General features: G+C 62.3%; 32 protein-coding genes and 1 other RNA gene. 5 read left to right on the top strand and 28 right to left on the bottom strand.

The features are described from left to right. Positions 1-63: 63 nt before the first annotated feature. The 12 genes from ACEUCR_RS04310 to smpB all read right to left on the bottom strand — a co-directional run bounded on the left by ACEUCR_RS04310 (position 64) and on the right by smpB (position 7,976). Positions 64-2,328, bottom strand: coding sequence for a DUF927 domain-containing protein (locus ACEUCR_RS04310; protein ID WP_201354445.1), 2,265 nt, complete (start codon positions 2,326-2,328; stop codon positions 64-66). Further along, a complete protein-coding gene (locus ACEUCR_RS04305; RefSeq protein WP_201354444.1) occupies positions 2,325-2,681 on the bottom strand; it encodes a hypothetical protein in 357 nt (118 codons plus the stop codon). Before ACEUCR_RS04305 ends, ACEUCR_RS04310 begins: the two co-directional genes overlap by 4 nt. Further along, a complete protein-coding gene (locus ACEUCR_RS04300; RefSeq protein WP_162540572.1) occupies positions 2,665-2,832 on the bottom strand; it encodes a hypothetical protein in 168 nt (55 codons plus the stop codon). Before ACEUCR_RS04300 ends, ACEUCR_RS04305 begins: the two co-directional genes overlap by 17 nt. Continuing rightward, positions 2,825-3,085, bottom strand: a complete 261-nt coding sequence (locus ACEUCR_RS04295) for a hypothetical protein (RefSeq protein ID WP_201354443.1) — start codon at positions 3,083-3,085, stop codon at positions 2,825-2,827. Before ACEUCR_RS04295 ends, ACEUCR_RS04300 begins: the two co-directional genes overlap by 8 nt. Next, positions 3,082-3,240: a hypothetical protein gene (locus ACEUCR_RS04290; protein WP_201354442.1), complete on the bottom strand. Its 159-nt coding sequence runs from the start codon at positions 3,238-3,240 to the stop codon at positions 3,082-3,084. Before ACEUCR_RS04290 ends, ACEUCR_RS04295 begins: the two co-directional genes overlap by 4 nt. Then, positions 3,237-3,821 (bottom strand): ash family protein, encoded by a 585-nt coding sequence (locus ACEUCR_RS04285; RefSeq protein ID WP_201354439.1) that lies wholly within the window; start codon positions 3,819-3,821, stop codon positions 3,237-3,239. The genes ACEUCR_RS04290 and ACEUCR_RS04285 overlap by 4 nt, the downstream gene beginning before the upstream one ends. Before the next feature lie 14 nt (positions 3,822-3,835). Beyond that, positions 3,836-4,249 (bottom strand): hypothetical protein, encoded by a 414-nt coding sequence (locus ACEUCR_RS04280; RefSeq protein WP_201354437.1) that lies wholly within the window; start codon positions 4,247-4,249, stop codon positions 3,836-3,838. 10 nt (positions 4,250-4,259) lie between these two features. Beyond that, complete coding sequence (locus ACEUCR_RS04275; protein WP_100860379.1) at positions 4,260-4,481, bottom strand: helix-turn-helix transcriptional regulator; 222 nt, start codon at positions 4,479-4,481, stop codon at positions 4,260-4,262. 213 nt (positions 4,482-4,694) lie between these two features. Continuing rightward, on the bottom strand, positions 4,695-5,375 hold the full coding sequence (locus ACEUCR_RS04270; RefSeq protein WP_408788230.1) for a hypothetical protein: 681 nt from the start codon (positions 5,373-5,375) through the stop codon (positions 4,695-4,697). 102 nt (positions 5,376-5,477) lie between these two features. Beyond that, entirely contained in the window at positions 5,478-6,728 is a 1,251-nt protein-coding gene (locus tag ACEUCR_RS04265) for an integrase domain-containing protein (RefSeq protein ID WP_201903220.1), read from the bottom strand. Between the two features lie 178 nt (positions 6,729-6,906). Then, positions 6,907-7,266: a transfer-messenger RNA gene (ssrA, locus tag ACEUCR_RS04260) on the bottom strand. 221 nt (positions 7,267-7,487) lie between these two features. Continuing rightward, positions 7,488-7,976, bottom strand: coding sequence for an SsrA-binding protein SmpB (gene smpB / locus ACEUCR_RS04255; RefSeq protein ID WP_041997675.1), 489 nt, complete (start codon positions 7,974-7,976; stop codon positions 7,488-7,490). A 157-nt stretch (positions 7,977-8,133) separates the two neighbouring features. Between smpB and ACEUCR_RS04250 the strand changes: the two genes are divergently transcribed. Continuing rightward, positions 8,134-8,568: an SRPBCC family protein gene (locus tag ACEUCR_RS04250; protein WP_041997676.1), complete on the top strand. Its 435-nt coding sequence runs from the start codon at positions 8,134-8,136 to the stop codon at positions 8,566-8,568. Next, complete coding sequence (locus ACEUCR_RS04245; RefSeq protein WP_041997677.1) at positions 8,561-8,920, top strand: RnfH family protein; 360 nt, start codon at positions 8,561-8,563, stop codon at positions 8,918-8,920. The genes ACEUCR_RS04250 and ACEUCR_RS04245 overlap by 8 nt, the downstream gene beginning before the upstream one ends. An 87-nt stretch (positions 8,921-9,007) precedes the next feature. On the opposite strand, the gene ACEUCR_RS04240 is transcribed toward ACEUCR_RS04245, so the two are convergent. The 3 genes from ACEUCR_RS04240 to yiaY form a co-directional block, all read right to left on the bottom strand. Continuing rightward, positions 9,008-9,640, bottom strand: a complete 633-nt coding sequence (locus tag ACEUCR_RS04240; RefSeq protein ID WP_408788226.1) for an NAD(P)H-binding protein — start codon at positions 9,638-9,640, stop codon at positions 9,008-9,010. Positions 9,641-9,767: 127 nt separating this feature from the next. Then, the gene (locus ACEUCR_RS04235; protein ID WP_041997680.1) at positions 9,768-10,106 is read right to left on the bottom strand and encodes an outer membrane protein assembly factor BamE; all 339 of its coding nucleotides are present in this window, start codon (positions 10,104-10,106) and stop codon (positions 9,768-9,770) included. A 133-nt stretch (positions 10,107-10,239) separates the two neighbouring features. Beyond that, positions 10,240-11,391, bottom strand: a complete 1,152-nt coding sequence (gene yiaY, locus ACEUCR_RS04230; RefSeq protein ID WP_408788223.1) for an L-threonine dehydrogenase — start codon at positions 11,389-11,391, stop codon at positions 10,240-10,242. Between the two features lie 392 nt (positions 11,392-11,783). Here yiaY and udp point away from each other — a divergent pair, with 392 nt between their 5' ends. Further along, on the top strand, positions 11,784-12,539 hold the full coding sequence (gene udp / locus ACEUCR_RS04225) for a uridine phosphorylase (protein ID WP_025326293.1): 756 nt from the start codon (positions 11,784-11,786) through the stop codon (positions 12,537-12,539). 67 nt (positions 12,540-12,606) lie between these two features. Here udp and ACEUCR_RS04220 read toward each other — a convergent pair whose 3' ends face one another. Beyond that, positions 12,607-13,332, bottom strand: coding sequence for an RluA family pseudouridine synthase (locus tag ACEUCR_RS04220; RefSeq protein WP_392443480.1), 726 nt, complete (start codon positions 13,330-13,332; stop codon positions 12,607-12,609). Positions 13,333-13,526: 194 nt separating this feature from the next. Between ACEUCR_RS04220 and ACEUCR_RS04215 the strand changes: the two genes are divergently transcribed. Continuing rightward, complete coding sequence (locus ACEUCR_RS04215; RefSeq protein ID WP_408788220.1) at positions 13,527-14,003, top strand: hypothetical protein; 477 nt, start codon at positions 13,527-13,529, stop codon at positions 14,001-14,003. Positions 14,004-14,028: 25 nt separating this feature from the next. Here the strand turns inward: ACEUCR_RS04215 and ACEUCR_RS04210 are convergent, their stop codons facing one another. The 3 genes from ACEUCR_RS04210 to ACEUCR_RS04200 all read right to left on the bottom strand — a co-directional run bounded on the left by ACEUCR_RS04210 (position 14,029) and on the right by ACEUCR_RS04200 (position 16,667). Then, positions 14,029-14,340, bottom strand: coding sequence for a winged helix-turn-helix domain-containing protein (locus ACEUCR_RS04210; protein ID WP_111873621.1), 312 nt, complete (start codon positions 14,338-14,340; stop codon positions 14,029-14,031). Then, the gene (locus ACEUCR_RS04205; RefSeq protein WP_041997692.1) at positions 14,337-14,867 is read right to left on the bottom strand and encodes a DUF1523 family protein; all 531 of its coding nucleotides are present in this window, start codon (positions 14,865-14,867) and stop codon (positions 14,337-14,339) included. The genes ACEUCR_RS04210 and ACEUCR_RS04205 overlap by 4 nt, the downstream gene beginning before the upstream one ends. 177 nt (positions 14,868-15,044) lie before the next feature. Further along, entirely contained in the window at positions 15,045-16,667 is a 1,623-nt protein-coding gene (locus ACEUCR_RS04200; RefSeq protein ID WP_408788218.1) for a methyl-accepting chemotaxis protein, read from the bottom strand. A gap of 164 nt (positions 16,668-16,831) precedes the next feature. Between ACEUCR_RS04200 and ACEUCR_RS04195 the strand changes: the two genes are divergently transcribed. Further along, positions 16,832-17,464, top strand: a complete 633-nt coding sequence (locus ACEUCR_RS04195) for a LysE family translocator (RefSeq protein WP_041997694.1) — start codon at positions 16,832-16,834, stop codon at positions 17,462-17,464. 69 nt (positions 17,465-17,533) lie between these two features. On the opposite strand, the gene ACEUCR_RS04190 is transcribed toward ACEUCR_RS04195, so the two are convergent. The 9 genes from ACEUCR_RS04190 to ACEUCR_RS04150 all read right to left on the bottom strand — a co-directional run bounded on the left by ACEUCR_RS04190 (position 17,534) and on the right by ACEUCR_RS04150 (position 26,694). Continuing rightward, positions 17,534-18,742, bottom strand: a complete 1,209-nt coding sequence (locus tag ACEUCR_RS04190; RefSeq protein WP_408758626.1) for a cation:proton antiporter — start codon at positions 18,740-18,742, stop codon at positions 17,534-17,536. 10 nt (positions 18,743-18,752) lie between these two features. Beyond that, positions 18,753-19,856, bottom strand: a complete 1,104-nt coding sequence (locus tag ACEUCR_RS04185) for a beta-N-acetylglucosaminidase domain-containing protein (protein ID WP_408788214.1) — start codon at positions 19,854-19,856, stop codon at positions 18,753-18,755. 25 nt (positions 19,857-19,881) lie between these two features. After that, positions 19,882-21,612, bottom strand: a complete 1,731-nt coding sequence (locus ACEUCR_RS04180; RefSeq protein WP_111873617.1) for a potassium/proton antiporter — start codon at positions 21,610-21,612, stop codon at positions 19,882-19,884. A 207-nt stretch (positions 21,613-21,819) separates the two neighbouring features. Further along, on the bottom strand, positions 21,820-21,969 hold the full coding sequence (locus ACEUCR_RS04175) for a hypothetical protein (protein ID WP_084205416.1): 150 nt from the start codon (positions 21,967-21,969) through the stop codon (positions 21,820-21,822). Next, positions 21,966-22,685: a M15 family metallopeptidase gene (locus ACEUCR_RS04170; protein ID WP_408789035.1), complete on the bottom strand. Its 720-nt coding sequence runs from the start codon at positions 22,683-22,685 to the stop codon at positions 21,966-21,968. The genes ACEUCR_RS04175 and ACEUCR_RS04170 overlap by 4 nt, the downstream gene beginning before the upstream one ends. A gap of 26 nt (positions 22,686-22,711) precedes the next feature. Next, on the bottom strand, positions 22,712-23,839 hold the full coding sequence (dapE, locus tag ACEUCR_RS04165) for a succinyl-diaminopimelate desuccinylase (protein WP_111873616.1): 1,128 nt from the start codon (positions 23,837-23,839) through the stop codon (positions 22,712-22,714). A gap of 22 nt (positions 23,840-23,861) precedes the next feature. Further along, positions 23,862-24,212 (bottom strand): ArsC family reductase, encoded by a 351-nt coding sequence (locus ACEUCR_RS04160; protein WP_041997703.1) that lies wholly within the window; start codon positions 24,210-24,212, stop codon positions 23,862-23,864. A gap of 450 nt (positions 24,213-24,662) precedes the next feature. Beyond that, positions 24,663-24,977: a hypothetical protein gene (locus ACEUCR_RS04155; protein WP_041997705.1), complete on the bottom strand. Its 315-nt coding sequence runs from the start codon at positions 24,975-24,977 to the stop codon at positions 24,663-24,665. A 373-nt stretch (positions 24,978-25,350) separates the two neighbouring features. Next, positions 25,351-26,694 carry an anaerobic C4-dicarboxylate transporter gene (locus tag ACEUCR_RS04150; protein ID WP_041997708.1) on the bottom strand — a complete coding sequence of 448 codons (1,344 nt, stop codon included), beginning with the start codon at positions 26,692-26,694 and terminating at the stop codon, positions 25,351-25,353. Positions 26,695-26,900: the final 206 nt, after the last annotated feature.

Genomic DNA, 26,900 nt, shown 5'->3' with positions numbered 1-26,900 from the left:
CGCGCCTGAGGCAGAAAAGGCAAGGGCCACACTCGGTGGCCCTCTGGTTCCTGTTGGCTGAGGTTATTCATCCTCCAAGCCATCCCCTTCATCACCCAATACTCGCTCACCCAGCACATAGACCCTCATCCCCTTACCCATGCCTGGCAATCTGACCTGTCGCTGGAGCCGCTTCTTGTCTTTGCCTGTCAGCAAATAGCCAGCCTCAAGGCACAAGATGGCCGCTCGCTTGGGATCACGCCCCTTGGTGATCTCAAGCCAGCCCTGGGGCAGCACAAAGAAGCTCACCCCATCCGACTCCACCTTGCGAAAGCCCACCATGTTGGCAGGACGATGGCTAGAGTCGAACCAGTCGGCAAAGCGTGTGAACTGGTGGGCAAAGACAAATCCACGTACCTGCATCAAGGTGGCTGCGTCCTCCTGGTTGCCCAGGTGCCCCCGTTCTGCCAGCCAAGCTTTGAGGCAAACCCTCACCGCCCTGATGGCTTCCCCCTCTGGCCAGCCGGTCACCCCCAATCGGGTGGCCAGCTCCCCGGCTGCGGCCACCAGCGCAAACCGGTTGATAGCTCGGCCAACCTGATTACCCGCGCCCTTAGGAGTCAATTCGGCTGCCAATTGCTTAATCTCAGCCCTTAGCCGCTCTCTCTGCTCATCCATGGTCTGAGTCAGGGCTTGGGCATAGGTGCGAAAAGCGACGCCGTGATGTGCTTCTGAGTTGATTTTCAGGGCATCGGCAAAGCTGCGGCCTCCATCCATGCCATGCAGCCACTCAAAGGCGCCATGGTGTCCGGTATCGCTGGGGATCTGGATTGTCCTTACCTCCATCCCGGCCTGGGTACTCTTCCCGGCACTGGCGGCATGATCCTCGAGGCTCAACTCACCAGTGGAGAGGAACAGCAACCGCCAGGCCTTGCGCTCTCTCAGCTCGCCATCCTGTTTACTGCGCCCCTTGCCTTGACCGTTGGCCAGCATGTAGGCGGTCTGCCCTGCCTCCCGGCCGTCCAGCTCGCCCAGTTCATCCAGACAGAGCAGGGCATCATTGCGCCGGCTGGCGATCCCCTCGATGGCATTACCGGTGGCGCGCCAGGTTTGGGCATAGCGGTCCGGGTGACCATAGACACTGGCAGCCACCTTCATCACCGTGGTTTTGCCGTCGGTACTCTCACCCTTGAGATGGAAGCCACCACCCTCCATGCCTACCAGAGAAAGCAGGGGAGCGGCAAAGGCGAGGGACAGCGCAAAGCAAAGCCGAGAGTTGCCCACGGCCAGTCCTGCAACCCCCTGTTGCCAGCCGGCCAGGGTACCTCGCTCGGTAAAGTCGCTGGCGGTGTAGCCAGCGGTCTGCAGAATGACCCCCTCGGCATCCGGCCCAATGGACCCACCGGGCAGCACATAGGCATGGCCATGCCACCCTGTGCGCTCGACACAGGTGATACGGCGCTTGGGCTGGCAGCTCATCAGGTAGGCCGCCAGCCTGCGTTTATGGCTCAGCTCGATAAAGGGCAGCCCCGCATCCAGCAGCGCGGCAAACACCTCCTCACCGTTGCGCGGGACCAGGGAACGCACCGGCATGGCCCACTGGCGCACCCGCCCGGCGCTGTCCCGCCACTCCAACAAGCGGCCATAGCCTCGGCCCTGCTCGTCAGCGGTCTCTGCCAACACATGAACTGGGCTGGCAATGGGTACCCACTCTTGCCGGGCATCCTCACCCCGGCCCACTGTCATCAGGGCGCACAGGCGCGAGCCCCGCACCTCGAACCCTGCCGGTAGCTCTGGCCCTTCCTCTGGGCTGCTTTTCACCAGATGGAGCGGAGCCACATTGTCTGGCCAGGGCGCCTCGCCCGGTGTGGTGTCTGCCGCCAGTGTCTGCTCGAAGGCCACCACATCCACCAACTGCCAGGGTTCGGCATTATGGCCAGGGTTGCCGCGGTAGAGCTCGGCCTTGGGGGCTTGCTTGCGCAGAGCCACGATCAGCCGCTTGGCCTTCTCGGGGGCGAGGTTGCCGAACTGGTGAACGATGACCCTCTTGGTGGCATCCCGATCGGCCATCTTGTAGAGCCTGGCGCCGTCATCCAACTGAGTGGGCCCCACATACAGCGCCTGTTCTGGTTCCACCTCTGGGTCAATCGGGTTGTCTGTGGCCACCGCCTCGTTGTGTGCGCGCTGCAGGGTAGCCCTGATGCCGGCATCCCGACTTGCTTGCTCGCCGGTGTGGATCACGACCACCTGCAGATTGTCCAGGTCCGCAAACTTGATGAAGGCGCCGGCCCGGGATGGCGGGCTGCTTTGATGACCGGGGCCTGCTGCCCCTTGGTGTATCGCTGTCATTGCATCGCCCTCCGCTTGCTCTCACTCGCCAGCTCAACCACGGGATCCTTTCCCTCTTCGAGCATCTGGTGAACATCGGCGCAGAAGGCGCAATACATCTGATCCACCACCAAGGCGCCCAGAGGGGTCAAAGTCCCGTTCACCACCATGTGCCGCAGCATGAGCAAGGCATCGGCCTGCCCCTGCTGCGCCCCGGCGTTTTCGAGGTGAGCGCCCACGATGCTGTTATGAATGGCCATCGTCAGTGACTCAGCAGCAAGGGGAAGCTGGATCCCCAGGTGAGTAAACACATTGCCCCGGGCGGCCAAGTAGGCCTGGGCTAACAGCTCCACCAGCTTATTTATCTCGGTCATGGCAACCCCCTGTTGCATTGCGCTCGCCTGGTTGTTTCTGGGTCTTGGTCACCCGCTTGAAGAGTTCCCGCAGTACCGCGGGGCGCAGTGGATTGCGTGATAGCTCGCGCCACATGCGGCCATTCAGGGTGTTGATCAGTCGATTACTCATGGCGTGTCCCTCCCAGCAGAACGGCAACCAGCTCCTTGAACGCCCGATCATCCAATCCGGCTTTCAGCTCTCGAGCTTCCTTGGCGGTAACGGCCACCGCGGCGCCCTTGGTCTGTGCAATGAAACGGTCCCGATCGCTTCGCCACAGGAAAGCGCTGAGGCTGCCCTGCTGTGAACGTTGCCCGGTACGGGGGTGAGTGGGGCCAATGAAGGTGGTCGGCTCGCTGCCGTTGGCCCATGCGAAATAGGTCATGCCAGCACCTCCTGGCAGAGCCTTATCTCTATGCGTAGGGCATCGAGCAAAGCGTTGAACTGCGCCCGCTCTTGCAGGCACAGGTCGGTTTGTTCCAGGGCGTCAGCAAACTGCTCGAGCAGTGCCTCTAGGCGGGATGGAGTGGACTGGGTCATGCGACCACCCCCTTGCTAGGGGTGCGGGACATAAACACCAACGACAAGCCAGGCAAGTTGGCGCGGGCTTGAGCCTCGCTATTGGCGATGATGGTGATAGTGCGGATACGCCGAAGCTCGGCCAGGCGGCAAGTGCGAGTACGCTGGATCAGGAAGGTGAAGATTTTGGGTAAAGCAGGGGTGGGGACAGTAGCCATGATGGCAGCCTCCTTTCTGGTCAGATTGTCTCTGCCACAGGAAGACGCCAATCTCCAACTGGTGGCAGCCCGGACGAGGTTGGCGTAACTGGTCAGAAAGGAACCCAGCGCCCCTTGCGGAGCCCTCGCCCGAACCGCCATAACACGGCAGGCACCGCCAACCAGGTAGGCCAGCAGCGCCCCAAGAAATGGGGATCGAGTACCGACAAAAAACCACGCGAGAGCGTGGGTCGGCTCCAGTCTGAATATCGAGACGCCAATCTCGGCAGCGGATTTTGCCGTTGCGAGAAGAATCGTACTCTGTTGGACGTTGTGGGACAAGCCCACCCCTTGGAATTTGGGCAAGGCTTCGCCCTGGGCAGTGAGCCCATATTGTTCTTTCATGGCATACCTCGGGGTTAGGCGGCGGGAGGGAGGGGAGTGACTGCCGGCGTGCGAGCGCACAGAATGGCGGCGTAGTCATCTGCCAGTGGGGCAGCCTGGCGCTGGTGTCGCCAGTGGTTGATCAGAGCCACCAGCTTATGGGCTTGCTCACGGTCGGCCAGCCAATAGCGCTTGAAGCGAGTGGTCCCACCACCGCTATGCTGGTGCTCAAAAAAAGCATCTGTGATAGCTACCCCATGGTTTCGGCGGAGCAGGCCAATGCTGTTGCGCAAGTTGAGGTCATGGAGCCCAGCCAGGCCAGACAAGGCGCTGACGCCCAGGGCTCCCTGCTCCAGCAGGTGGGTGGCGACCAATTCGTACTTGGTGATATTCTGACCCTGCTCAAGCTGGGTCGTGCCGTTCGCGGTACGGCCTTTTTCTTTTTGCATACCCACCCCCCTATGCTGCCACGTTGCGAGCTGCGATACGCTCTGCCATCCAGGCATCAACTTCTGCCTCGACGAATGCCACTGAACGCCCACCCAGACGTATGGTTTGTGGGAATTGGCCCTGGGCCATCAGGTCGTAAATACTGGACTTGCTCAGGCCGGTTTTCTTGATCGCCTCCCGTACTCGAATAAAGCGCAGTGCGGGGGTTGAGGAGGAAAAATGTTGTTCCATATTGGTTTGCCTCGGTCGTTGTTGACGGGGCAATGGAAACACGGTGGCCAACCCTCAGGGCAATACCCTCAAGCCTGAGGGTTCCGGTTTTTGAATACCCTCAGGGTTCCTGAAAGCCGCGCCAATACAGGGCTGAATACCCTTAGGGTAAAGTCTTAGTCGAGGGGGATAGGGTGCAGGCCCTATCTGGGGATGGGGTTGTCTAGCTGTGAGCTAAATTACAGGGCGAGCAGCTATCGCGACTATTTCAGCTCTCTTCTTAGAGCTACAGCGCGGATCTCTTCTAACCCACTCGATAATGTCATCTTGTTTGGTTGTTGTGTCGGGATCATTCCGATCCCAGTTTTCTCCCCAATACCGCTCTTGCACTTCGGCCACTAGCTCAAGTAATGGGGTCATGTGACGAAAGGCAGGGGCCTTTAACTTGAGGGCGCTGATTTCTACTTCAGCTTGCAGCAGTTGTTTTGATAGTTCTGCAGCATGCTTGGCTAGATCCACATCCTTCTGACTTTTCAAATATCCCGGCTCTTGGAGTGTGTTCATCCGTTCTGTAGGGCTCACAGACGCAAGGCACTTTACAAGCCATTGGTTATCGGACGCACCGCCGACTGGTGGCCAACAGAAGTTTCTGACTTTTGCCCATTGGCTGAGATCAGTATTACTGATCATGCCTTCAGCTTCCCACCATCCATTTTTTGGAGATTTGAAACCACTCGCAAATAAGTGGCCGCTCTCAATCGATTCACAAAGAGCGAAAACGACGGTCTGGATAGAACAGAACTCTTCGGAATCTAAGGGGCTGCTAGGTAGCAACCCGCACAACAGATGGGCTGCGGTTTGAAGAGTCAACTCCTTCTGAACCGCGTATTGGGTAAAAGCAGCCTTGGGTTTCATGCGTCACCTTCTCACGCTCCTTGAATTGATGCCGGGTCAGGCAGGCAAGGTATCCCACTTTTCTCTCCGTCGAGATAGGCCCGGCAAGTCGTTAGGCTGGGGTTATTCTCCCACCACCTTCAATGCTTTAAAGCCGCTAGCCAGAGACAGGTTCCCCTGGCTGGCCTGCTCTATGTGGTTGCTCCACCAGCTCATCATGATCACCCGCTGCTCGTAGTAGTCGCTGCGGTTATAGGCGCGGCGGATCTCGTTATCGTCGGCGTGAGACAGCGCCGCTTCAATGGCGTCAGGATTGAACCCTTGTTCGTTGAGGGTGGTACTGCCGAGCGAGCGCAAGCCGTGGGCCACCAGTCGTCCGCCGTAGCCCAGCCGCTTAAGGGCAGCATTCGCGCTCTGGTCGTTGATATGGCCGAGCGGATCACGGTAGCCGGGGAACACGAAGGGGCGGTGGCCGCTGATCGGCTTCATCCGCTCCAGCAGGGCCAACGCTTGTGGGGTCAGCGGAACCCGGTGGGGGCGCTCCATCTTCATCCGGTCAGCGGGGATGTTCCAAACCTTGGCCTCCATGTCTATCTCATCCCAGCGGGTGCCCGCTGACTCACCAGGACGAACCAGGGTGTGCAGGCTCCATTCAATCTGACAGCGGGTAGTGTGGTCTAGCCTACCGTTGGCAATGTCGGACATCAGCAGTGGTAACTCCTCCGGCTTGAGCGTAGGCATATGCTTCTTGGCGGGCTTCTTGAACACTTTGCGAATGGCGGAGCAGGGGTTGGCATCAAGCAGGCCGTGGTTAACGGTGTAGTCGAGGATCTCGTTTATCCGCTGACACAGCCGGCGCACTGTCTCCAGCTTGCCATCTGCCTCAATAGGGCGAAGTAGTTCGATCACCAGGGGGGCGCGTATCTGGTCGATGGGCATGGAGCCGATGAAAGGCAGCACATACAGCTCAAGGGAGCGCCACGAATCGGCGGCATAGGCTTCGCTTACGTCGTGCCGTTTCAGTTCCAGCCACTTGGCAGCCATTCGTTCGAACGTGTTGGAGCAGGCCTCTTGCTGAGCCTGAACGATGGCGATCTGCTCTTCTTTATGGCGTTTGGGGTCAATTGCTTGAGCCAATAGGGCACGAGCCTCTCGCCGCCGTTCTCGAGCTGCGGCAAGAGTAACATCAGGGTAGGGGCCAAAACTGATGTTGGCGCGCTTCTTGTCGCTCGGCCTGTAGTAGTTGAACACCCAGAGCCTCGCACCATTCGGCTTAACCCTTAGGTAAAGCCCGTCACCGTCACCCAAGCTGTATTCCTTGGCTTCAGGCTTGGCGGTTCTCAGCTTTGAGTCGGTCAGCTTGTCTTTACTCACGGCACATCCCCCCAGTAGTAACACCAAAACCGGTGTTACAAAACCAATGTGACCGTAGATGTTACTCTTATGGCTGGATTTAGGCGACTTGCTCGGACTACTGCGGACAACAAAAAACCCGCAAGACGTTGAATCTTGCGGGTTTCTGTACTTCTTCGTTCCCGGCCGGAACATTGTTTGGTGGAGCTGGGGGGATTTGAACCCCCGTCCAAAATTACTACATCCTCGGCACTACATGCTTAGTCACTCTTTACATTCGCCAACCCGCTGCGGAGAGACACGCCACGAATCAACTAGCTCGATTGGTTTTAATGCTTCCGCCCCGAGCAGGACTTCCACACGATCCTGTGAAGGATGACCTTCCGATTCCCTAGGACACAGGCAAGCTAGGGTAGAAGGGCTCAGCGCAGGTTATTAAGCTGCGAGTGCGTAGTTTTCGTCGTTTGCGACTATTTTTTTGCGGTTTATTAACGAGGCCTACCGCACCTCGGCATGCACCTTGGGTTTCGTGAATCTTGTCGAATCCAGAATCAGCCCCAAGTTGTTAAGAGGGATTGTACGCAAAAAACCAGCTATGGCAAGGCGTTGGCCGGCAATGAGCCAAATTGGCCGGTCGTTTGCCGATTTATTATTCGCTATGGCGGGTCCGGGCCGTGCTGGGGGGGAGTGGAACCCCCGTCTCTCATGGCGCGGCGCCAAAAGCAGCACGCCGGACCCAAGGTCCGGCGTGGCAGCAAGGCGCTGACCTGGGCAGGGCAATCAGCCCAGGCGCTTGTTCTTCATGATGCGGGACTTCTCGCGGTCCCATTCGCGGGCCTTGGTGTCTTCCCGCTTGTCGTGCTCTTTCTTGCCCTTCACCAGGCCGATTTCGACCTTGACCCAGCACTGTTTCCAGTAGAGGGAGAGGGGCACTATGGTGTAGCCCTGACGGGCGGTCAGGCTCTCGAGCCTGTCTATCTCGCGGCGGCTCAGCAGCAGCTTGCGGGTACGGGTCGGGTCGCACACCACATGGCTGGAGGCGGCATTGAGCGGCAGGAAGCTGGCGCCGAACAGGAAGGCCTCTCCCTGCAAGAAGATGACATAGGCTTCGCTGATGTTGGCCTTGCCCGCCCGCAGGGATTTGACTTCCCACCCTTGCAGCGCCAGGCCCGCTTCGACCTTCTCTTCGATGAAGTATTCGTGGCGCGCGGCTCGGTTGAGGGCAATGGTGCTGGACCCGGCTTTGTTTTTACTGTTTTTTTTGCTCATGACGGGCGCCTTCGGCGATGACGTGGAAGGCGCATTATACGTGGGTGGCGGCGGCTGTAAAACGCGCAGTCGTTCGAGTGGCGACTTTGTGAGCAGTTTCGGCGGTGATTTTCGGGGATATGGTGATAAAATCCCGGGGATTGGATGAGGAAACCCCATGCCCCGTATTACCCGCAGTGCCCTGGTGATGTTCAGCGCGGAACAGATGTTCCGGCTGGTCAACGATGTTCATGCCTACCCCGAGTTCCTGCCCGGCTGTGTCGGCAGTCGGGTCCACGAGAGTGGCGACGACTTCATGACCGCGTCGGTGGATGTGGCCAAGGCGGGCATCGCCAAGACCTTCACCACCCGCAACCAGCTCGATGCCAACCGTCAGATCAGGATGGAACTGGTCGATGGCCCGTTTCGCAAGCTGGCCGGCTGGTGGACCTTTACCCCCCTGGATGTGGACGCCTGCAAGGTGGAGTTCGATCTGGACTTCGAATTTACCTCCAAGCTGATCGAGCTGGCCTTTGGCCAGATCTTCCGGGATCTGGTGGGTTCCATGGTGCTCGCCTTCTCCAACCGGGCCAAGGAGGTCTACGGTGCCTGATTCCTTGACGATAGAGGTGGTCTACGCCCTGCCGGATCGCCAGACGGTGTTGACGCTGAGGGTCGGGGCAGGCACCAGCGTGCAGGCGGCCATCGAGCAGTCCGGCATCCTGGCCAGGCATCCCGAGATCGATCTCTCGGTGAACAAGTTCGGCATCTACAGCCGCCTGGCCAAGGCGACTGATCTGCTTCAGGACGGGGATCGCATCGAGATCTACCGCCCGCTTACCGCCGATCCCAAGGAGATGCGCAAGAAGCGAGCGGAGAAGGCCAAGGAGGAGGGCCGTGCCGATGTGGTCACAGGGGGTCGTCCCAATGCCAGTCGCAAGCGCGACGAGGCTGAGGGGAGCTGAAGGCGGCGACCAGTCGCCCTCGGCGCAGCCATCAAGACTCGATACCAGAAGAGGCGCCATGGCGCCTCTTCTGCGTATGGGGCCCGTTTACAGGTCAAGCAGCCGCTCGTTTTCCACCACCTCGACCCCATCCCCCTCGCTCAGGAGCACCATGGCGCTGGCCACCTGGCTCGCCTCTATGGCGTGCCAGCGGCGCAACTTGCCCAGCAGCAGGGGGCGCAGCAGCGGGTAGATCCCTTGAAAGCACTGCTCCGAGAGGCGTGGCGACTGGCGATGGCCGAGCAGCATGGCGGGACGCAGTATGGCCAGGCGCTGCCAGTCATGGGCTTGCAGGCCCAGTTCCATCTCGCCCTTGGTGCGGGGGTAGAGCAGGGGAGAGGCGGCATTGGCCCCCATGCTGGAGATCACCACCAGCCGTCGGCAGCCATGGCGACGGGCCAGCTCGGCGAAGGCGAGCACATAATCCAGATCGACCCGGCGAAATGCGGCAGCCGAGCCTGCCTCCCTGCGGGTGGTGCCGAGGCAGCAGAAGGCGAGGGTGACTGGCTGGGGCAAGGTGACGCTGGCCAGATCATCAAAATCGACCGGTAGCCAGTGCCGGGCAGGCTGCTCGACGTCCGGTGTGCGGCAGAGCAGGAGCAGCTCATGCTCTGCGGGCAATTGCCGCAGCAGCTGGCGGCCGACGAGGCCGGTGGCACCGGCTATCAGGATCCTGCTCATGAGGCTCTCCCTGTGTCATGGCATTGGACGCATTTCAGCATCGGACAAGGGTCGTCCATCTGCCAGGCGCCTCTGTGGCTGAAGGAGATAAGACAAAACCGGCCCAAGGCCGGTTTTGTGGAGGGGATCAGAGCGGGGTGGTGAAGGCCGCAGGCAGCGGGAAGTCGCCACTGGCCGTGCTCAGCCTGTCGCCGAGAAACTTGACGGTCAGCTCCTTGCGCTCCTTGTCGCCACGGCCAGGTTGGAACTCATACAGATAGTACCAGGTGTCGGGATCGAAGCTGTCGCGCATCATGGGGGAGCCCAGCACGAACTCGACCTGCTCGCGGGTCATGCCCTGACGCAGCTTGTCGACCTGTTTTTGTTCCACATAGTTGCCCTGGGGAATATCGATGCGATAGACCAGGCTGCAACCAGAGAGGGTGAGGGCGGTCAGCGCCGCGGCAATCAGGTGTTTCATCCGCATATCGGGTTCAAGTCATCCATACAGTCTTTTTTAGCTCGGCAAATCATACCCACTCCCCGTGCGGAAGTAAAAAACCATTGATCCTCCTGCCAATAAAAAGGGCCGCATGGCGGCCCCGACAAAGATTGCGCCCTCACATGGCGGCGCGGAAGATGGCGACTATCTCGGCATGGCTCGCCTGGACCGGATTGGTGAAGCCGCAGGCATCTTTCAGGGCGTTCTTGGCCAGCACGTCGAAATCATCGGCCTTGACCCCGAGCTGCTCCAGACCGGCCGGGATCTTCACATCCAGCGCCAGCTGCTTGATGGCGGCAATCGCCGCCTCGGCCCCCTGCACGTCGCTCATGGCACTCACGTCCACCCCCATGTGACGGGCCACATCCTTGAGACGGCCAGCGCACACCCGGGCGTTGTAGGCCTGCACATGGGGCAGCAGCACGGCGTTGCAGACCCCGTGGGGCAGATCGTAGAAACCGCCGAGCTGGTGCGCCATGGCGTGCACGTAACCCAGGCTTGCGTTGTTGAAGGCCATGCCGGCCAGGAACTGGGCATAGGCCATCTGCTCGCGGGCGTGCAGATCATCCCCCTGATTGACGGCGGTGCGCAGGTGTTTGGCGATGAGCTGGATCGCCATCACGGCGCTGGCATCGGTCACCGGGGTGGCGGCGGTGGAGACATAGGCCTCGATGGCGTGGGTCAGGGCGTCCATGCCGGTGGCGGCGGTGAGACCGGCGGGTTTGGCCAGCATCAGCTCGGGGTCGTTGACCGACATCAGCGGGGTGACATGCTTGTCGATGATGGCCATCTTCACGTGGCGAGCCTCGTCGGTGATGATGCAAAAGCGGGTCATCTCGGAGGCGGTGCCGGCGGTGGTATTGATGGCGATGAGGGGCAGCTGCGGCCTGGCGGAGCGATCGACGCCTTCGTAATCCTGGATGCTGCCGCCGTTGGCGGCCACCAGGGCGATCCCCTTGGCGCAGTCGTGGGGGGAGCCGCCACCGAGCGAAATGACGCAGTCGCAGCCGTGGGCCTTGATCATCGCCAGGCCTGCTTCGACGTTGCCCATGGTGGGATTGGGCCGGGTTTCATCGAACACCAGACTCTCGATGCCATGCTCGGCCAAGAGGGCGCTGAGCCGGGCGACCACGCCTATCTGGTTCAATACCTTGTCGGTGACGATCAGCGCCTTGCGATAGCCATGACCCTGGATATCGGCCGCCGCTTCTTGCAGGCAGCCGGCCCCCATCAGGTTGATTGCGGGAATGTAGAACTTGAATGTCGCCATGATGGACTCCGTATGATTAACCATTAAGTGGTACTCGAGTGCCAACATAGCACTCCCGGCGGGGAGGAAAAGGGGTCAAAGGTATCTGTTTTACAACTTTATGGACTCGATCACGTACCACTCAAACGAGGGGGTTTTCCCCTTGACAAGGGCGGGAAGCGCTCCAGGTGGAGAAAAACGTTTTTCAGGAAATTCATCGGGTTAGCAAACGTTTCGCGGTTTTTTCACCGCACTTGATGCGTGGAAGTGTGAGGCGCATCAAGGAATTGGAAAGCGCTTTCGACCATAGTTGGCGCCTCCCCGAATGAGGGGATCCATGCTTGAAAGTACCCTGAAGAATCACCTTAACTGCACTCGGCCGTCCGGCGGCGGGGCGCAACCAGGAGTCCACTATGTCTGATGTTTTCCACTTGGGTTTGAAAAAAGCGGATCTGCAGGGCGCCACCCTGGCGATCGTTCCCGGTGACCCCGAGCGCGTGAAGCGCATCGCAGAGCTGCTGGACAACCCGGTGCACCTGGCCAGCCATCGTGAATTCACTACCTGGCGTGGCGAGATGGACGGCAAGGCCGTGATCATCTGCTCCACCGGTATCGGTGGCCCGTCCACCTCCATCGCGGTGGAAGAGCTGGCCCAGCTGGGTATCCGCACCTTCCTGCGCATCGGCACCACGGGCGCCATCCAGCCGCACCTGAACGTGGGCGACGTGATCGTGACAACCGGTTCCGTGCGTCTCGACGGTGCCAGCCTGCACTTCGCGCCGATGGAATTCCCGGCCGTGGCCGACTTCGACTGCACCACGGCGCTGGTCAACACCGCCAAGGAGCTGGGCTCCACCCTGCACGTAGGGGTGACTGCCTCTTCCGATACCTTCTACCCGGGTCAGGAGCGTTACGACACCGTCTCAGGCCGTGTGGTGAGCCGTTTCCAGGGTTCCATGAAAGAGTGGCAAGCCATGGGCGTGCTGAACTACGAGATGGAGTCCGCCACCCTGCTGACCATGTGCTCCAGCCAGGGCCTGCGCGCCGGCATGGTGGCCGGTGTCATCGTCAACCGTACCCAGCAGGAAATCCCAAACGCCGAAACCATGGCGAGAACCGAATCTGATGCCATCAAGATAGTGCTGGGCGCCGCCCGCAAGCTGATCTGATAGCACCACAAAGAGTGGGGGGTGGGGGCCGTTGCGAAAGCGCGGCCCCCATCTTTTTGTCCGCGCCCTAGAAGGGGCAGTCGCACACCGCCGCCATGGGCTTGCCGCTCTGGGGATGATGGAAGTCGAGGCGATGGGCGTGGAGCATCAGGCGCCCGGCCAGGGCATGGGCCTGCCCGCCATAGAGATCGCACCCCAGCATGGGGTAACCCAGTCGCTGGCTGTGGATGCGCAGCTGATGGGTGCGTCCCGACTCCGGCCGCAGCGACACCCGGCTGACGGCCAGGCTCCCTGCGCCATGGGGCCACTGTTCCCGCGCCAGGACCCGATAGCGGGAGCGGGCGGGCTTGCCCTCCCGGTCACAGATCTTCATCAGGGGGAAGTTGGGGGGATCCTTGGCGATGGGAAAGTCCATCACCCCCTCATCCTCCGCCAGATGACCCAGCAGCAGCGCCAGATATTCCTTGCCGACGGTGCGTTCGCTGAACTGGCGGCAGAGGGCGGCGTTGACCGCCTTGTTGCGGGCGACCAGCATCAGGCCCGAGGTGCCAAAGTCGAGGCGATGGACCAGGGTGCAGCCGGGGAAATCCTGCACCAGTCGATGATGGACCGAATCCAGGTTCTGCGGATGTTTGCCGGAGAGGCTGAGCAGGCCGGAGGGCTTGTCGATCAGCAACAGGGCCTCATCCTCGTAGAGGATGCGGATCGATGCCTGGCACGGGGGAGCGATGAACTCATCTGGACTGGGCTGCATGGGGCGGCGAGGGCTCGGGTCGAATGGGGTGGGCATGATACACCCGGGCGCCGTCTCAGGCACGTCCGGCCGCGCTCTGCCTTGCGTCGGATCCTGACCCTGGCAGGGGAGGCGGAGCGCGCCCTGGTCAATCCTGTGACCGATATGGGGGATAGCCTCCGCATCCCTTGCTAAGGTATGGGATGACACCTGCCCGGATGAGCCCGGCGGTTTGACCCGTAAGGAGGGCAGTGATGCGCCGGATGCCAATGCTGTTGCTGCTCTGTCTGCCCCTTGCCGGGTGCAGCACCCCGTTCGAGCGACTGTGGGCAGGGGTGGCCGAGTGCCAGTTCGACGGACTCTCGCTCGATGCCGACACTCTCAAGCCGGGCCATCCCGACCTGGCCGGCTTCACCCCCTACAAGGTGAACAATGGCTTTGCCTGGTATCGTACCCGCACCCAGCTGGGGGAGCTGCCTATCAGCGGCTTCCTGATCCCGACCTCGACCTTCGAGGTCCATGCCCTCTTCATCGATGCCCCCATCGCCAACGCCCGCCAGCTGTTGCTGGAGCGCTATGGCGATGACTTCTCCGATGAGGCGCGCCACCAGGCGGGCGAGGCGCCGCTGCTGCTGCGCGACCCCAACAACCCCAAGCGCTCCATCCTCGATTGTACCCGGGACGACGGGAGCGAGCAGGAGACGCCAGAGGCATACGAGGGGGAGGAGTGAGCGGCAGGAGCAGGGGAGGGGCAGCCTAGGGGTAGCCGAGGGTCTCTCGTATCTCGTTGATATGCCGGGCGACCCAGGCCGGGTCTATGGGGCCCCAGTCGCTGATGCGATAGCCGCCCTGCTGGTGGCGCGCCCCCGGGGTCTGCTCGAATTCACACACCAGATCCAGTTCGGCCAGGGCGGCCAGGGTATCCTGGGCGGTGCGCCTTGGCATGCCGGTGGCGGCCATGATGGCCGCCACCGTGTTGGTGCCGCTGTCGATCAGGTGAGCGAGATAGAGACGGCGGTAGAAGCTGGTGCGGGTCTTGCTGATCCCCGGCGCCTGCGCCTTGCTCATATTTCGTCCTCGATACGCTCGAAGTAGCGCCACAGGGCGATGGCGGCCTTGCCCATCACCAGGGCCCAGATGCCGAACCAGAACCAGCGAAAGAAGCTCCAGCTGGAGGCATCCGCCTCCGTGGTCTTGATCTTGGTGACGTTCGGGAACAGGGAGAACATGTTCACGCGCCAGCCGTAGGAGGTGATGATGGCCAGCTTCTTCTCGAACTCCATGGACTTGGCCTTGGCCTGGACGTCGGCGGCATCAAACTTGAAGTAGAAGGGAAAACCCCAGCCGGTGTCTTCGTTGCGAAATACCCGGATCTTCTCGCCGGGGCGCTCGGTATAGATGTAATAGACATCGGTGGTGGGCCCGTCGGCGGGGTTGTTCTTGCTGATGGGGCCATCCTTGTCGGTGCGCTTCACCTCCACCCCTGTGATGGTGGCGATGGTGTGTTCGGGCAGGTAGTAGTCGAGCCAGATGGCGGACAGCAGGGCGATCAATCCCAGGGTGATGAAGGCGGGTTTCCTGAGCTTCAGATTCATGGTGCTCTCATAAGGGGGGAGTTGGCGTGCCTCTACCATACCCATATTTGCCGGTCAGGCACAGCCCCCAATGAAGCCAGATTGTAAAAAGGTCGTTTAAAACAATGACCAATGACGCCCTGTATCGGACGAGAGACCGCGCAGGCGGGGCCTCTCGTCCGGCCGGGAGGTCGGGGATCACAACTGGAACTGGGCCAGTTGCCTGCGCTGCTGCTCGGCGAGCTGTGACAGCTCGTGACTGGCGGCGGCGCTCTGGCTGATGCCGGCGGCGTTTTGGTGCACTATCTCGTAGATGTTGGTGAGGTTGCGGTTGATGTCGGCGGTGACGCAGGATTGCTCCTCGGCGGCGGTGGCCACCTGGGCATTGGCGCCATTGATCTGGGTGACCGCCGCCGTGATGCCCCCCAGCAGATCCTGTACCTCGGCGGAGAGGCGCTGGTTGCGGCCGAGGATCTCCAGGGTCTCCTGCACGCCGTCGTTGGCGGACTGGCTCTGGCTCTGCAGCTGCTCGATGATGACCTGGATCTCCTTGGTGGAGTCCTGGGTGCGCGCCGCCAGCAGGCGTACCTCGTCCGCTACCACCGCAAAGCCGCGGCCGGTTTCCCCGGCGCGGGCGGCCTCGATGGCGGCGTTGAGGGCCAGCAGGTTGGTCTGCTCCGAGATGCTCTGGATCACCTCGATCACCTTGCCGATCTGCTCTGACTGGGACTTGAGCCTCGCCACCACGCTGGCGGCGCTCTCCAGGCTGCCCGCCATGCGATCGTTGGCCTGGATGCTCTCGGCAAACAGGGTCAGCCCCTGCTCGACCCGGCTGTGGGCGTCCCGCGCCAGCTCGTCGGCCAGGGCTGCGTTGTGGTTGACGTTGTCGGCGGTACTGGCCAGCTCGGTGACGGCGGAGGCAACCTGCTCGGTCTCGCTGCGCTGCTGCTGGGCGTTGGCCTCGGACTGGGTCATGACGGCGGCCAGTTCGGTGGCGGCGGAGGCCACGTTGCCGCTGATGCCGGTCAGGGCATGAAGGGTGCTGCCCAGCTGGGTCAGGGTCAGGTTGATGTCCTTGGCGAGCTGGCCCAGTTCGTTGCTGCCTTCGGCCTTGGCGCGCACGTTGAAGCGACCCTTCGCGACGGCGTGCATCACCTCCTGCAACTGACCGATGGGCTGGACGATGCGACCGGAGAGCCACCAGCCACCACAAAGGGCCGCCACCAGGGTGGCACTCATCAGCAGCAGGGTCTGCAGCAGGGTGGCGCGATAGTGGGCCTGCTCCTGGGCTATCTCCTGCTGGCTCAGTCGGTTGATTTGGGCAGAGAGGGTGTCGATCTGCTTGATCAGCCGCTCCCCCAGGTCGCGAAAGTGCAGCCTGGCCTGTTCGTAGGCGACGGGATCGCCGCTGCCGGCAAAGCGCTGGGACAAGAGCGGCAGCATGGTGGCGCGGGTATGGGTGAAGTAGGCCTGCAGGGCCGCCGCCACCTGGCGGTTGTCCTGCTCGGCACCGGGGATGGCCAGCCGGGACAAGATGGTTCCCAGCTCCTGTTCGGCCCCGTTGAGGGTGGCGGGCAGCTCGGCGAAGCGGGCCTCATCGTAGAGGCCATAGATGGCGTTGGTGCGCAGCCGGTAGCTGGCGTGGATCAGGGCGGCAATGTCGTCCTTGTGGCGGGTGACGCTGGCGGTGGATTCGTTCATGTCCGAGATGGCACCGTCTATCTCCTGCTTGCTGATCACGGCCATCAGCAGCATCAGCAGGCTGGCCAGCAGGAGGGGGATGAGCACTTGCAGACGAATGGAGAGGTTATTCAACGACATGAAAGATCTTGGCCCGGAAGAGGAGTGAGGCGGCATCTTACACAGGCGCGACAACTCTTGTCACAGGGTTTTTAATGCTGAAATCTTGCTGAAGGAAATGGTTTTTCTTGTGTTAAAAGAGTGTGATAGGCAAGATCGTCTGCCTGTAACCCTGGAGGTGTAGTGTGTCCGACTGGATTGATCCCGCCATCTTGGCGCTGTTTATTCCCACGTTTTTCTTTGTCTCCGTGACCCCTGGCATGTGCATGACCCTGGCGATGACCCTGGGCATGAGTCTGGGGGTGCGTCGCACCCTCTCCATGATGTGGGGAGAGCTGATTGGGGTGGGGCTGGTCTCCGTGCTCTCTGTGGTGGGGGTGGCGGCCGTCATGCTCAACTACCCGGCCCTGTTCTCGGCCTTCAAGTACGTGGGGGGCGCTTACCTCATCTGGCTCGGCATCCAGATGTGGCAGGCCAAGGGCAAGATGGCGATCCCGGCGGATCTCTCGGCCGGCCAGCAGACCAGCGCCATGGGGCTGGCCATGCAGGGGTTTGTCACCGCCATCGCCAATCCCAAGGGGTGGGCCTTCATGGTCTCCCTGCTGCCCCCCTTCATCAATGCCGCCAAGCCGATGACGCCGCAGATAGGCGCCCTGGTGACCCTGATCCTGCTCATCGAGTTCGCCTGCATGCTGCTCTATGCGAGCGGTGGCCGCACCCTGCGCCATTTCCTTGCCAAGAGCGGCAACGTGGCCCTGATGAACCGCATCGCCGGTTCGCTCATGCTGTTTGTCGGGGTCTGGCTGGCCTTGGGCTGAGCGCCTGGGTCGGGCAAACATGCCACCCCCTGCACAGGGGGTGGCATTTTTTATGGGGGTACGTCGGGATTAGCTGGATTTGAAGCGCCTGACCCAGGGGTTGGCGCTGATGCCGTGCAGGATCACGCTGAGCAGTATGGTGCAGAGCACCGTCTTGATGATGGGCCCCTGACCGAGCAGGGCCGGCCTGTGTTGCAGCACCATGACGGCGAAGACGATGCTGGCCAGGCCGCGGGGCCCGAACCAGCCGACGAACAGCCTGAGCTCGGGCCTGAGCCCGGAGCCGACCAGGCAGAGCCAGACCGGCACCATGCGCAGCAGGGTGAGGCTGGCGAGGGCATAGAGCCAGTATTGCCAGTGCAGCAGATCCGGCAGCACAGGGAGCAGGGTGGCGCCAAACACCATCCAGATGACCACGGAGAGCAGGTCGCCATATCCCTCGCAGCTGTCGAGGTACTCATGCTTGTGCTCGCCGAAGCGGTGGCCTATCAAGAGCCCGCCGACGAAGGCGGCGATGAAGCCGCTGCCCCCCAGGGTCTGGGCCAGGGCGAAGCAGAGCAGGGCGAGCCCCGGCAGGGTGAGCTGACGCCAGAGCGGCAGCTGCCAGCCATTGAGATAGGAGCGTCTGAGGAGCCAGAGGGTGACCTGGCTCAGGGCCAGGGCCACCGCGATCCCTATGCCAATCTCTTCGAGCATCAGGGTCAGGGCCAGGGCGCCCGTGCCCTGATGCTGCTCGGTCGGGGCGATGAGGGCCAGCAGCAGCAAGAGCACGGGCACGCAGATGCCGTCGTTGAGTCCGCTCTCCTGGTTGAGCCCCTCGCGAATGGGGGCGGGCACGGCGGGGTTGCTGACCACGGCCTTGCCCAGCGCGGCGTCCGTCGGGGCGAGAATGGTGGCGAGGATGGCGAGTTCGAGCAGGGGCAATTGTGGAAACAGCCAGCGACCGAACAGGGTACCCAGCACCAGGGTGAGTGGCAGGCCGATCAGCAGCAGGCGGATCGGCAGGCTGCGGTTGGCCAGCAGCACCCGCCAGTCGGTGTTGGCGGCATCGGTGAACAGCACTATCACCAGGGTGAGCTCGGCCAGCAGCCGGATCCCCTCGTGATTTATCTCCAGGCTGAGCAGGCCGACCCCGCCCGGGCCGAGCAGGGCTCCTGCCAGCAGGAACAGCAGGGGGCCATTGATGAGCTTGGATTCAAATCGACCCGCTATCAGGCTGTAGATCAGCAGGAAGGCGGCGAGGATGGCCAGGTTCTGGTAGAGCAGGGTCGTCTCCATGATGCTCCCCTCAGTCGGTGAGGCAGTCGGGGTCGAATGCGTATTCGCCATCGAGCCAGCGCACTATCTCGTCGACGCAGGCTTGATCCCGAAACGGCAGGTAACGGCGTCGCAAGGTGCCGATCTGTTCCGGCGTGAGCTGGGCCAGGCCAATGTCCTGAAACAGCGGCAGATCGGCTCCAATCATGGCGGCGATCTGGGGGCCGCAGGTGGCATGGAGGGCGTCGTGCAGCGCCTTGTCCGGATCGTAACGCTTGCCGAGGCGATAACTCATGGGCAGGGAGGCCAGCGGCAGGGCCGAGAGCGCCGCCTGCTTCATGGGGTTGACGCCGTGGCCCGAGGTGAGTGCCGCAAGCTCGGCCGGCCGGTTCTCGAAGGCGCGCAGGTGCAGGAAGCTGCTCGCCTTGCTGCCGTCGTTGACCGGGTAGTTGTCCCAGAGGAAGGGCTTGCGTTGCAGCCAGTCGGCAGCCTGCTCGAGGTGTGCGGCCGGGTATTCGGTGGAGCAGACCCTGGGGCCGGTCCAGAAGATGTCGAAGCGCCGATCCAGTCCCTGGCCCAGATCCTGGAGGTAGTTGGCCGGCATGGCGCCGAACACCTTCTCCAGCACGGGATCCGTACTGTAGTAGCTGGGGCAGAACAGCAGGCGGCGGGCGCGGCTGTGGGCCGCGATGTCGTGGGCGATCCGGATCTGCAGGGGGGCGAGCTCGGGGCTGTCGCCCACCATGTCATCGAACAGGACGGCCAGCATGTCCGGGGCCAGCTCGGCATCGATGACCTTCAGCTTCTCGAGCAGGGCGGGGCGCTGGCGTTCGTAGTCGTGATGGGCGCCCATGGGGCTCAGACCGATGCCAAAATCCAGGCCATTGGCGCGGCACTGCCCGGCAAACTGGCGCAGGGCGTTCAGCTGATCCTCGGGCCAGGGCAGGGCCCAGTGCTTGCGCAGATAGCCATCCTCTTTCGGGGCGTAGAGGTAGAAGCCATAGCCGTGGCGGGGCAGCCACTGGGCGTAGCGGGCGCGGGCGTCCCAGCTCCAGCCCTTGCCAAAGAAGCCCTCGATGAGACCGAGGTGGGGGTTGGGGGCGCCGATGCCCGCCATCAGGCTGTGCTCAGACATAATGTATTGCTCCGTCAAGGGGCGATCAGACCGGGTCTTCGTCGAGGAAGCGCACGCCTATCTTGCTCGCCTCGTCTTCATCCATCTCGGCCACGGTCCAGATCATGCCCTGCCATGGGTACTGGTCACCCACTACCAGATTATCGCCCAAGCGCCCCGCAAGGAAGTCGCCCAGGCTCTGCTCCGGCTCGTCCAGCTCGCCAAGATCCAGGCCATAGAGGGGGGCGAGATCGATCAGGCGGGCCGAGGCATCGAGCAGGAAGTCCCCGAAGAAGCGGGGGCCCAGATCCTGCTCCGGGGCCTGGCTGAACAGCTGGCCGAGGGCGGTGAGGTCGTGTTCGTGGCCGATGACGCAGAGAATATCATCGGCCTGCAGGCAGGTACTGCCGGAGGGGTGGAGCAGATCCTGGCCGCGAAACAGGGCACAGACCCGGGTGCCCGCCGGCATCTTGAGATCCCGCAGCGGGGAGCCGATGCACCACTTCTCCGAGCCGAGCCGATAGACGAAGGTCTCCCACTGGCTGTCGAGATCGATCTCCAGCCCGGCGCGGTTGATGGGGGAGGGGGGCGCCGGCACCTCCACCCGCGCCAGGCGTGAGGCCAGCGGCAGCGAGCTGCCCTGCAGGATCAGGGAGACCAGCACCACGAAGAAGGCGACATTGAAATAGAGCTGGGCATTGGGCAGCCCGGCCATCATGGGGAAGACCGCCAGTATGATGGGCACGGCGCCGCGCAAGCCCACCCAGGAGATGAACCAGCGCTCGCGGGGGGCGAAGTTCTTGAAGGGCAGCAGCCCGATCCAGACCGACAGCGGGCGGGCTATCAGTATCATCCACATGGCCAGGGCCAGGCCCGGCAAGGCGATGGGCATGAGGTTGCTCGGGGTGGCCAGCAGGCCCAGCACCAGGAACATGCCTATCTGGCTCAGCCAGGTGAGTCCGTCCAGCACGGAGAGGGTGGTGCTGCGGCTGCGGATCACCCGGTTGCCCAGCAAGAGGCCGGTCAGGTAGATGGCGAGGATGCCGCTGCCCCCCAGCGCCGTGGTGAGGGCGAAGATGAGCAGGCCGCCGCTGACGGTGAGCAGGGGGTAGAGTCCGGGCGCCAGGCGGGCCGTGTTGATGAGCTTCCACAACAACCAGCCGGCCCCCAGCCCAAGGCCCGCCCCCAGGCCGAACTGTTGCAGCAGCTGGAGCAGGAAGGACCAGTCCAGCCCCTGCTGGCCGGTGGCCAGCACCTCGATCAGGGTGATGGTGAGGAAGACCGCCATGGGGTCATTGCTGCCCGACTCTATCTCCAGGGTGGCGCCGACACGCTCGTTGAGGCTGCGCCCGCCAAGCAGGGAGAAGACTGCCGCGGCATCGGTGGAGCCGACGATGGCGCCGATCAACATGCCCTGCATCAGATTGAGGTCAAACAGCCAGGCCGCCATCAACCCGGTCAGGCCCGTGGTGATGGCTACCCCCAGCGTGGCCAGGGAGAGGGCGGGCCAGAGTGCGACCCGAAACGAGGAGACCCGGGTGCGCATGCCGCCATCGAGCAATATGATGGCCAGCGCCAGGTTGCCCACCAGGTAGGCGACCGAGTAATCGGCGAAGTGAATGCCGCCGGGGCCATCTTCCCCCGCCAGCATGCCGACCGCGAGGAAGATCACCAGAATGGGGATCCCGAGCCGGGACGAGAGTGCGCTTAACAGGACACTGGCTCCCACCAACAGGGCACCGATAAGAAAGAAACTGTTGATGGTCACTGCATCCAATGGCGAACTCCTTCTGTCAAAACGCAAATCAGGCACATTATATGCATTTACCCCCTGCTTGTGTGGGCTATTTGTGCATTATTTTGCAATTTACGACATCTTGCGTCACGGGCGGCCATCGCTGCCAGCGGGTCATGGCCAGGGGGGAGGAGGGGAAAGAAACCGGCGGCGTCGGATGAAAAAAAGCCCCTTTCGGGGCTTTTTTTGTCAGTAGTCGTCCTCGTCATCCTTGACTTCGCGGATCTTGTCCTTGTACTTGGGCAACTCTTTCTCGATCCGTTTCATGTCCTTGATCGCATTAAGAAATACACCAAGCAGAAACAGGAGTGGCAAACCGATTAACAACCAGAGACTCATGGGGTGCTCCTATTGATGTCATGGACGCTGTCATGGTCTGTGCGCTGGGGTAAGACGTAGCGGGCCAGTATCTCGTCGAGGTGGGTCAGGATCGTCTGCTTACCTTCAATATCCGCCTGTTGCAGGCAAAGCGCCAGCGCCCCGGCATCGAGCCGCTGATGTTGTGCCTGGGGGGCAAAGCTCAGGTGCCAGGGTTCGAAGGCGACCTCCCTGCCCAGGGGTTGGCCATCATGCCGGTCATAGGGCAGGAAAAACCCGAAGTCGCCCATATGGGCGTCGAGCCAGCCCGCCAGCTCGGCAAACCAGCCTCCCGCGGCATACTCCCAGGGCTCCAGGGCCAGCCGGGTACCGGCGGGCAGGCAGTCCGGATCATAGACGTCCAGATCCGTGCCCCAGTGGTGGCGGCTGGTGCCCGGCAGGGCGCTCCAGCGCAGGATGGCATGGAGCCGGTCGACCTCGCTGAGCAGCAAGGCATCCAGGGGCTGACCGTCGCCATCTTGCAGCGGCCGCTCGCCGCGCCACTTGCCATTCCAGATGGCCAGCTGACGCTCGAAGCTGCGCCAGCTGGAGGCGGGCTGCAGATTGTGGCCCGCGGCGGCGGCGGCCAGCTGCATGGCGTGAAAGGCGTCGGCGGCGGCCGGGGTGAGGCGATGAGGCCCGGTCCCGAGCACCCTGAGGTGCCCCTCATCCTGGCCAAGCAGTTGTGTCTGGGTCAGCACTGTGTCTCCTCCCGCAGCAGGCTTCATGGCAGCAAACGGGTCAGCACACCCTGATACATGTCCGCCAGCAGATCCAGATCGCCGGCTTTCACGCACTCGTTCACCTTGTGGATGGTGGCGTTGACGGGCCCGAGCTCGATCACCTCGGCCCCGGTGGGGGCGATGAAACGGCCGTCCGAGGTGCCCCCCGTGGTGAGCAGGGCAGGCCGCTGGCCGTTGACCTCGGCCACGGCGGCGACGGTGGCCTCCAGCAGGGCGCCGGTATCGGTCAGGAAGGGCTGGCCGGAGAGGGTCCACTTGAGCTCGTAGTCCAGACCGTGCCTGTCCAGCAGTGCCTCGACCCGCTCGCGGATGGCCAGATCGGTGAGCTCGGTGCTGAAGCGGAAGTTGAACTGGACGTGCAATTCGCCGGGGATGACGTTGGAGGCGCCAGTGCCCCCCTGGATATTGGCTATCTGGAAGCTGGTGGGAGGGAAGAAGGCGTTGCCCTGATCCCACACGGTTGCGGCCAGCTCGCTCAGGGCCGGCGCCGCCTTGTGAATGGGGTTGTCCGCCAGATGGGGGTAGGCCACGTGGCCCTGCACTCCGCGCACCAGCAGATCGCCGGTGATGGAGCCGCGGCGGCCGTTCTTCACCACGTCTCCCACTTCGGTGGTGGAGGAGGGCTCGCCGACGATGCACCAGCGAATCTTCTCGTTGCGCGCCTCCAGGGTGTCGATCACCCGGGTGGTGCCGTTGATGAAGGGGCCCTCTTCGTCGGAGGTGATGAGAAAGGCGATGGAGCCGGAGTGATCCGGGTGGGCGGCCACGAAGCGTTCGGTGGCCACCACCATGGCGGCCAGCGACCCCTTCATGTCGGCGGCGCCGCGGCCATAGAGGATGCCATCCTGGATGGTCGGCTCGAACGGCGGGGTGTGCCATTTGTCCAGCGGCCCGGCGGGCACCACGTCGGTGTGACCGGCGAAGCAGAACAGGGGGCCCTCGCTGCCGCGGCGCGCCCAGAGGTTGGTGGTGTCTTCAAACACCATGGGCTCGATGACGAAGCCCAGGCGCGCGAGGCGCTCCGCCATCAGGGTCTGGCACCCTTCATCTTGCGGCGTAACGGAGGGGCGGCGGATCAGATCCTTGGCCAGTGCGATGACATCCGACATCGGCATTCCTTAAAAGAAGAGGTTAACGGGGGAAGAGGGATTGATACTGGTCTGCCTTGAAACCCAGGTGCAGCTCGCCGTCCAGATCCAGCAGGGGGCGCTTGATCATGGCGGGGTGCTCCAGCAGCAGGGCGCGGGCTTTGGCGGTGTCGAGCCCTTGTTTGGCCTCCTCCGGCAGGGCGCGGAAGCTGGTGCCGCGGCTGTTGAGCAGCGCCTCCCAGCCCAGTTGTGCCAGCCAGCCATCCAGTTGGGCCGGATCCAGGCCATCGGCCCTGTGGTCGTGGAAGCGGTAATCGACGCCGGCGTCGGCGAGCCACTTGCGCGCCTTCTTGATGGTGTCGCAGTTCTTGATGCCATAGAGGGTGACGGCCATGGGGGGTCCTTGTCTCTTGTCTGCGGGCCTGGGCCCTGAATTCAACGAAGGCCAGATTCTGGCATTGTGGCCGTTGCAAGGCAACGACCTGGGCCATCTCTTGCTGGCGCCAGGCAGGCCGAGCCCGTGGTGGCTGAAGGGAAGAGCCCCAATGCAGGGCATGCATCATGGGCCATCATGCAATGGCAACAAAACATTTCCTTGGAAAGAGTCTTTGCTCTAGTCTGCTGGCCGTCTCGCGTCCATGTCGGCGCCGGTCATGGCCAGTGCCATCCGCCGCCCTCTTCGCGTGGTGCCAGGGGTGGCGACGACGCGAGCACGTTTTGACTCTGCCAACCAGAGTGTTGCTTGCTTGTCTGCCCGCCATCATGGCGGGTTTTTTTTGGCAAGGTCACGGGCCAGATAGACGAAACGCGCCATCGAGGCGCGTTTTATCTTGCGGGAAGGGAGTCAGGGAGCGACGGGCCATTGATAATCGAAGACCCGTGCCCGCTCCCAGGGGGCTTCCGGCAGGCCGGAGCTGAGCCCGGCGTACTTGCCCACATCGTCCACCACTATGGTGGAGAGCACGGGCAGCTGGTGCTCGGTGCAGTACATGCGGATGCGTTGCAGCAGGGTGCGCAGCTCATCCTGGCAAGTCTCCAGCCCGGCCATCTTGGCCAGCTTGGAGTAACGAATGGTTGAGCGTTCCTTTGCCGACGCGACGAGAATATCCCACAGCTTGTAGTCGCAGGTTGTCATGCTTGCGGTGGCCTGGTTTGTCATAGCTCTCTCCGGTGCGAAATGGTCGCTGGGTATCGGTGCCGATCTTGGCAGCTTGGTCGTGGCGAGTCTTGATCCAACGCAAAAAGCGGGTCATTAATCTCCCCCTGTCTATCGGCGGGAATTCTAGAACGTCGGCGTTAGTTTAAAAAACTTAATTTTATTTAATTTTCAGTGATTACTGTTGGTTTTTGATGATTTTATGATGTTTGCAGGCAATTAGGCAGGGCTGGTGGCGTATGAGCCTCTGGCGCCGCGGGCCGGATGGCCGCGCCCATGATGCGGCTGCGGGAAAGGTTCACCCCGGGTGCGGCCCGGGCAGATGACATGGGAGGCCGATGGCCTCCCGCTTTTTTTATGGTCTGGCTTGCCCGTCTCAGAGCAGCAGGCTGGTCAGCAGGTAGCCCAGGGTACAGGCGGTACCCACCCCGATGAGCCCGGGCAGGATGAAGCTGTGGTTGATGATGAACTTGCCAATCCGGGTGGTGCCGGAGCGGTCGAAACCGATGCAGGCCAGATCGCTCGGGTAGGTCGGCAGCACGAAGTAGCCGTAGCTCGCCGGCAGGAAGGCGATCAGCAGCTTGGGCTCCACCCCCAGGGCCAGCCCCATGGGGGCGATGGCGGTGAGCGCCGCCGCCTGGCTGTTCACCAGCTTGGAGATGAGGAACAGCACCAGGGCATAGGTCCAGGGCTGGGACTGCACCACGTGGGAGAGGCTCTCCTTGAGGGCATCCATGTGGCTGATGAAGAAGGTGTCGCTCATCCAGGCCACCCCGAACACCGAGAAGATGGCGACCATGCCCGCCTTGAACACGGGGCCGTTCGAGATCTCGCTCGGCTTGACCTTGCAGCGCATCAGTATGATGGCGCCGGCGATCAGCATCATCATCTGGATCACCAGGTTCATGGAGAGGGGACCCGTCTTGCCCTTGATCTCGAACACGGGTCGCAGTCCCTCGTTGGCCCCCAGCACCACCACGGCGGCGATGGCGGCGAAGAAGATCCAGGTGGACCAGTAGGCTTCTTTCGGGAACGCGTGATCGAGCAGGGTCTGGTTGCCGCCATAGATGAAGGCGCGCTGCTCCGGATCCTGCAATCTGGCCTGGAACTCCTCGTCCTTGTCCAGATCCTTGCCACGGCGCAGGCTCCACAGGGCCGCCACCAGCACGCCGCACAGGGAGGCCGGGATGGAGATCATCAGGATGTCGAGCAGGCCGTAGGCCTCGCCTATGCCGTGACCGGCCGCCAGGATGGAGACCAGGGAGACCACGGCCACCGAGACGGGGGAGGAGCAGATCGCCATCTGGGAGGCGACGGAGGCCACCGCCATGGGCCGCTCCGGACGTATGTTCTTCTGCAGCGCTATGTCACTGATGATGGGGAACATGGTGTAGACCACGTGGCCGGTGCCGCACAGGAAGGTGAGGGTCCAGGTGGTGAGGGGGGCCAGTATGGTGATGTACTGGGGATGGCGGCGCAGCAGGCGCTCGGCTATCTGCATCATCAGGTTGAGGCCGCCGGCGGTCTGGAGCACGGAGGCGCACCCTATCACCGCCAGTATGGTCAGCATCACCTGCACCGGGGGCTCGCCCGGGGTCAGTCCGAACACGAAGGTCAGCAGGAACAGACCTATGCCACTGATGAGGCCAAGCCCCATGCCTCCAAATCGGGTCCCCAGCAGCAAGCAGCCGAGCACCACCAAAAACTCCATCAAGATCATTCCATTACCTCGTGTGATTGAATCCATGTCCGCACTGGCCCTGGGGCCCGGGAGCATCTGTTGTGGTTATTTGCCCCTAATGGGTCAGCGGGTATTCTTACACCCCTAAAGGGGTAAAAAATTGAGGTGGTTCAATAACGGGCTCTTTTCCGATTTAAGTGCATAAAAACTACGGCTGTGCCTCTGGACAGGGCGGCAAGGGGAGG

The organism is Aeromonas bivalvium, from assembly GCF_046078285.1.
GTDB lineage: Bacteria > Pseudomonadota > Gammaproteobacteria > Enterobacterales > Aeromonadaceae > Aeromonas > Aeromonas bivalvium.
The sequence above is the reverse complement of the archived record's forward strand: the minus strand, read 5'-3'. Positions and strand labels throughout refer to the sequence as shown.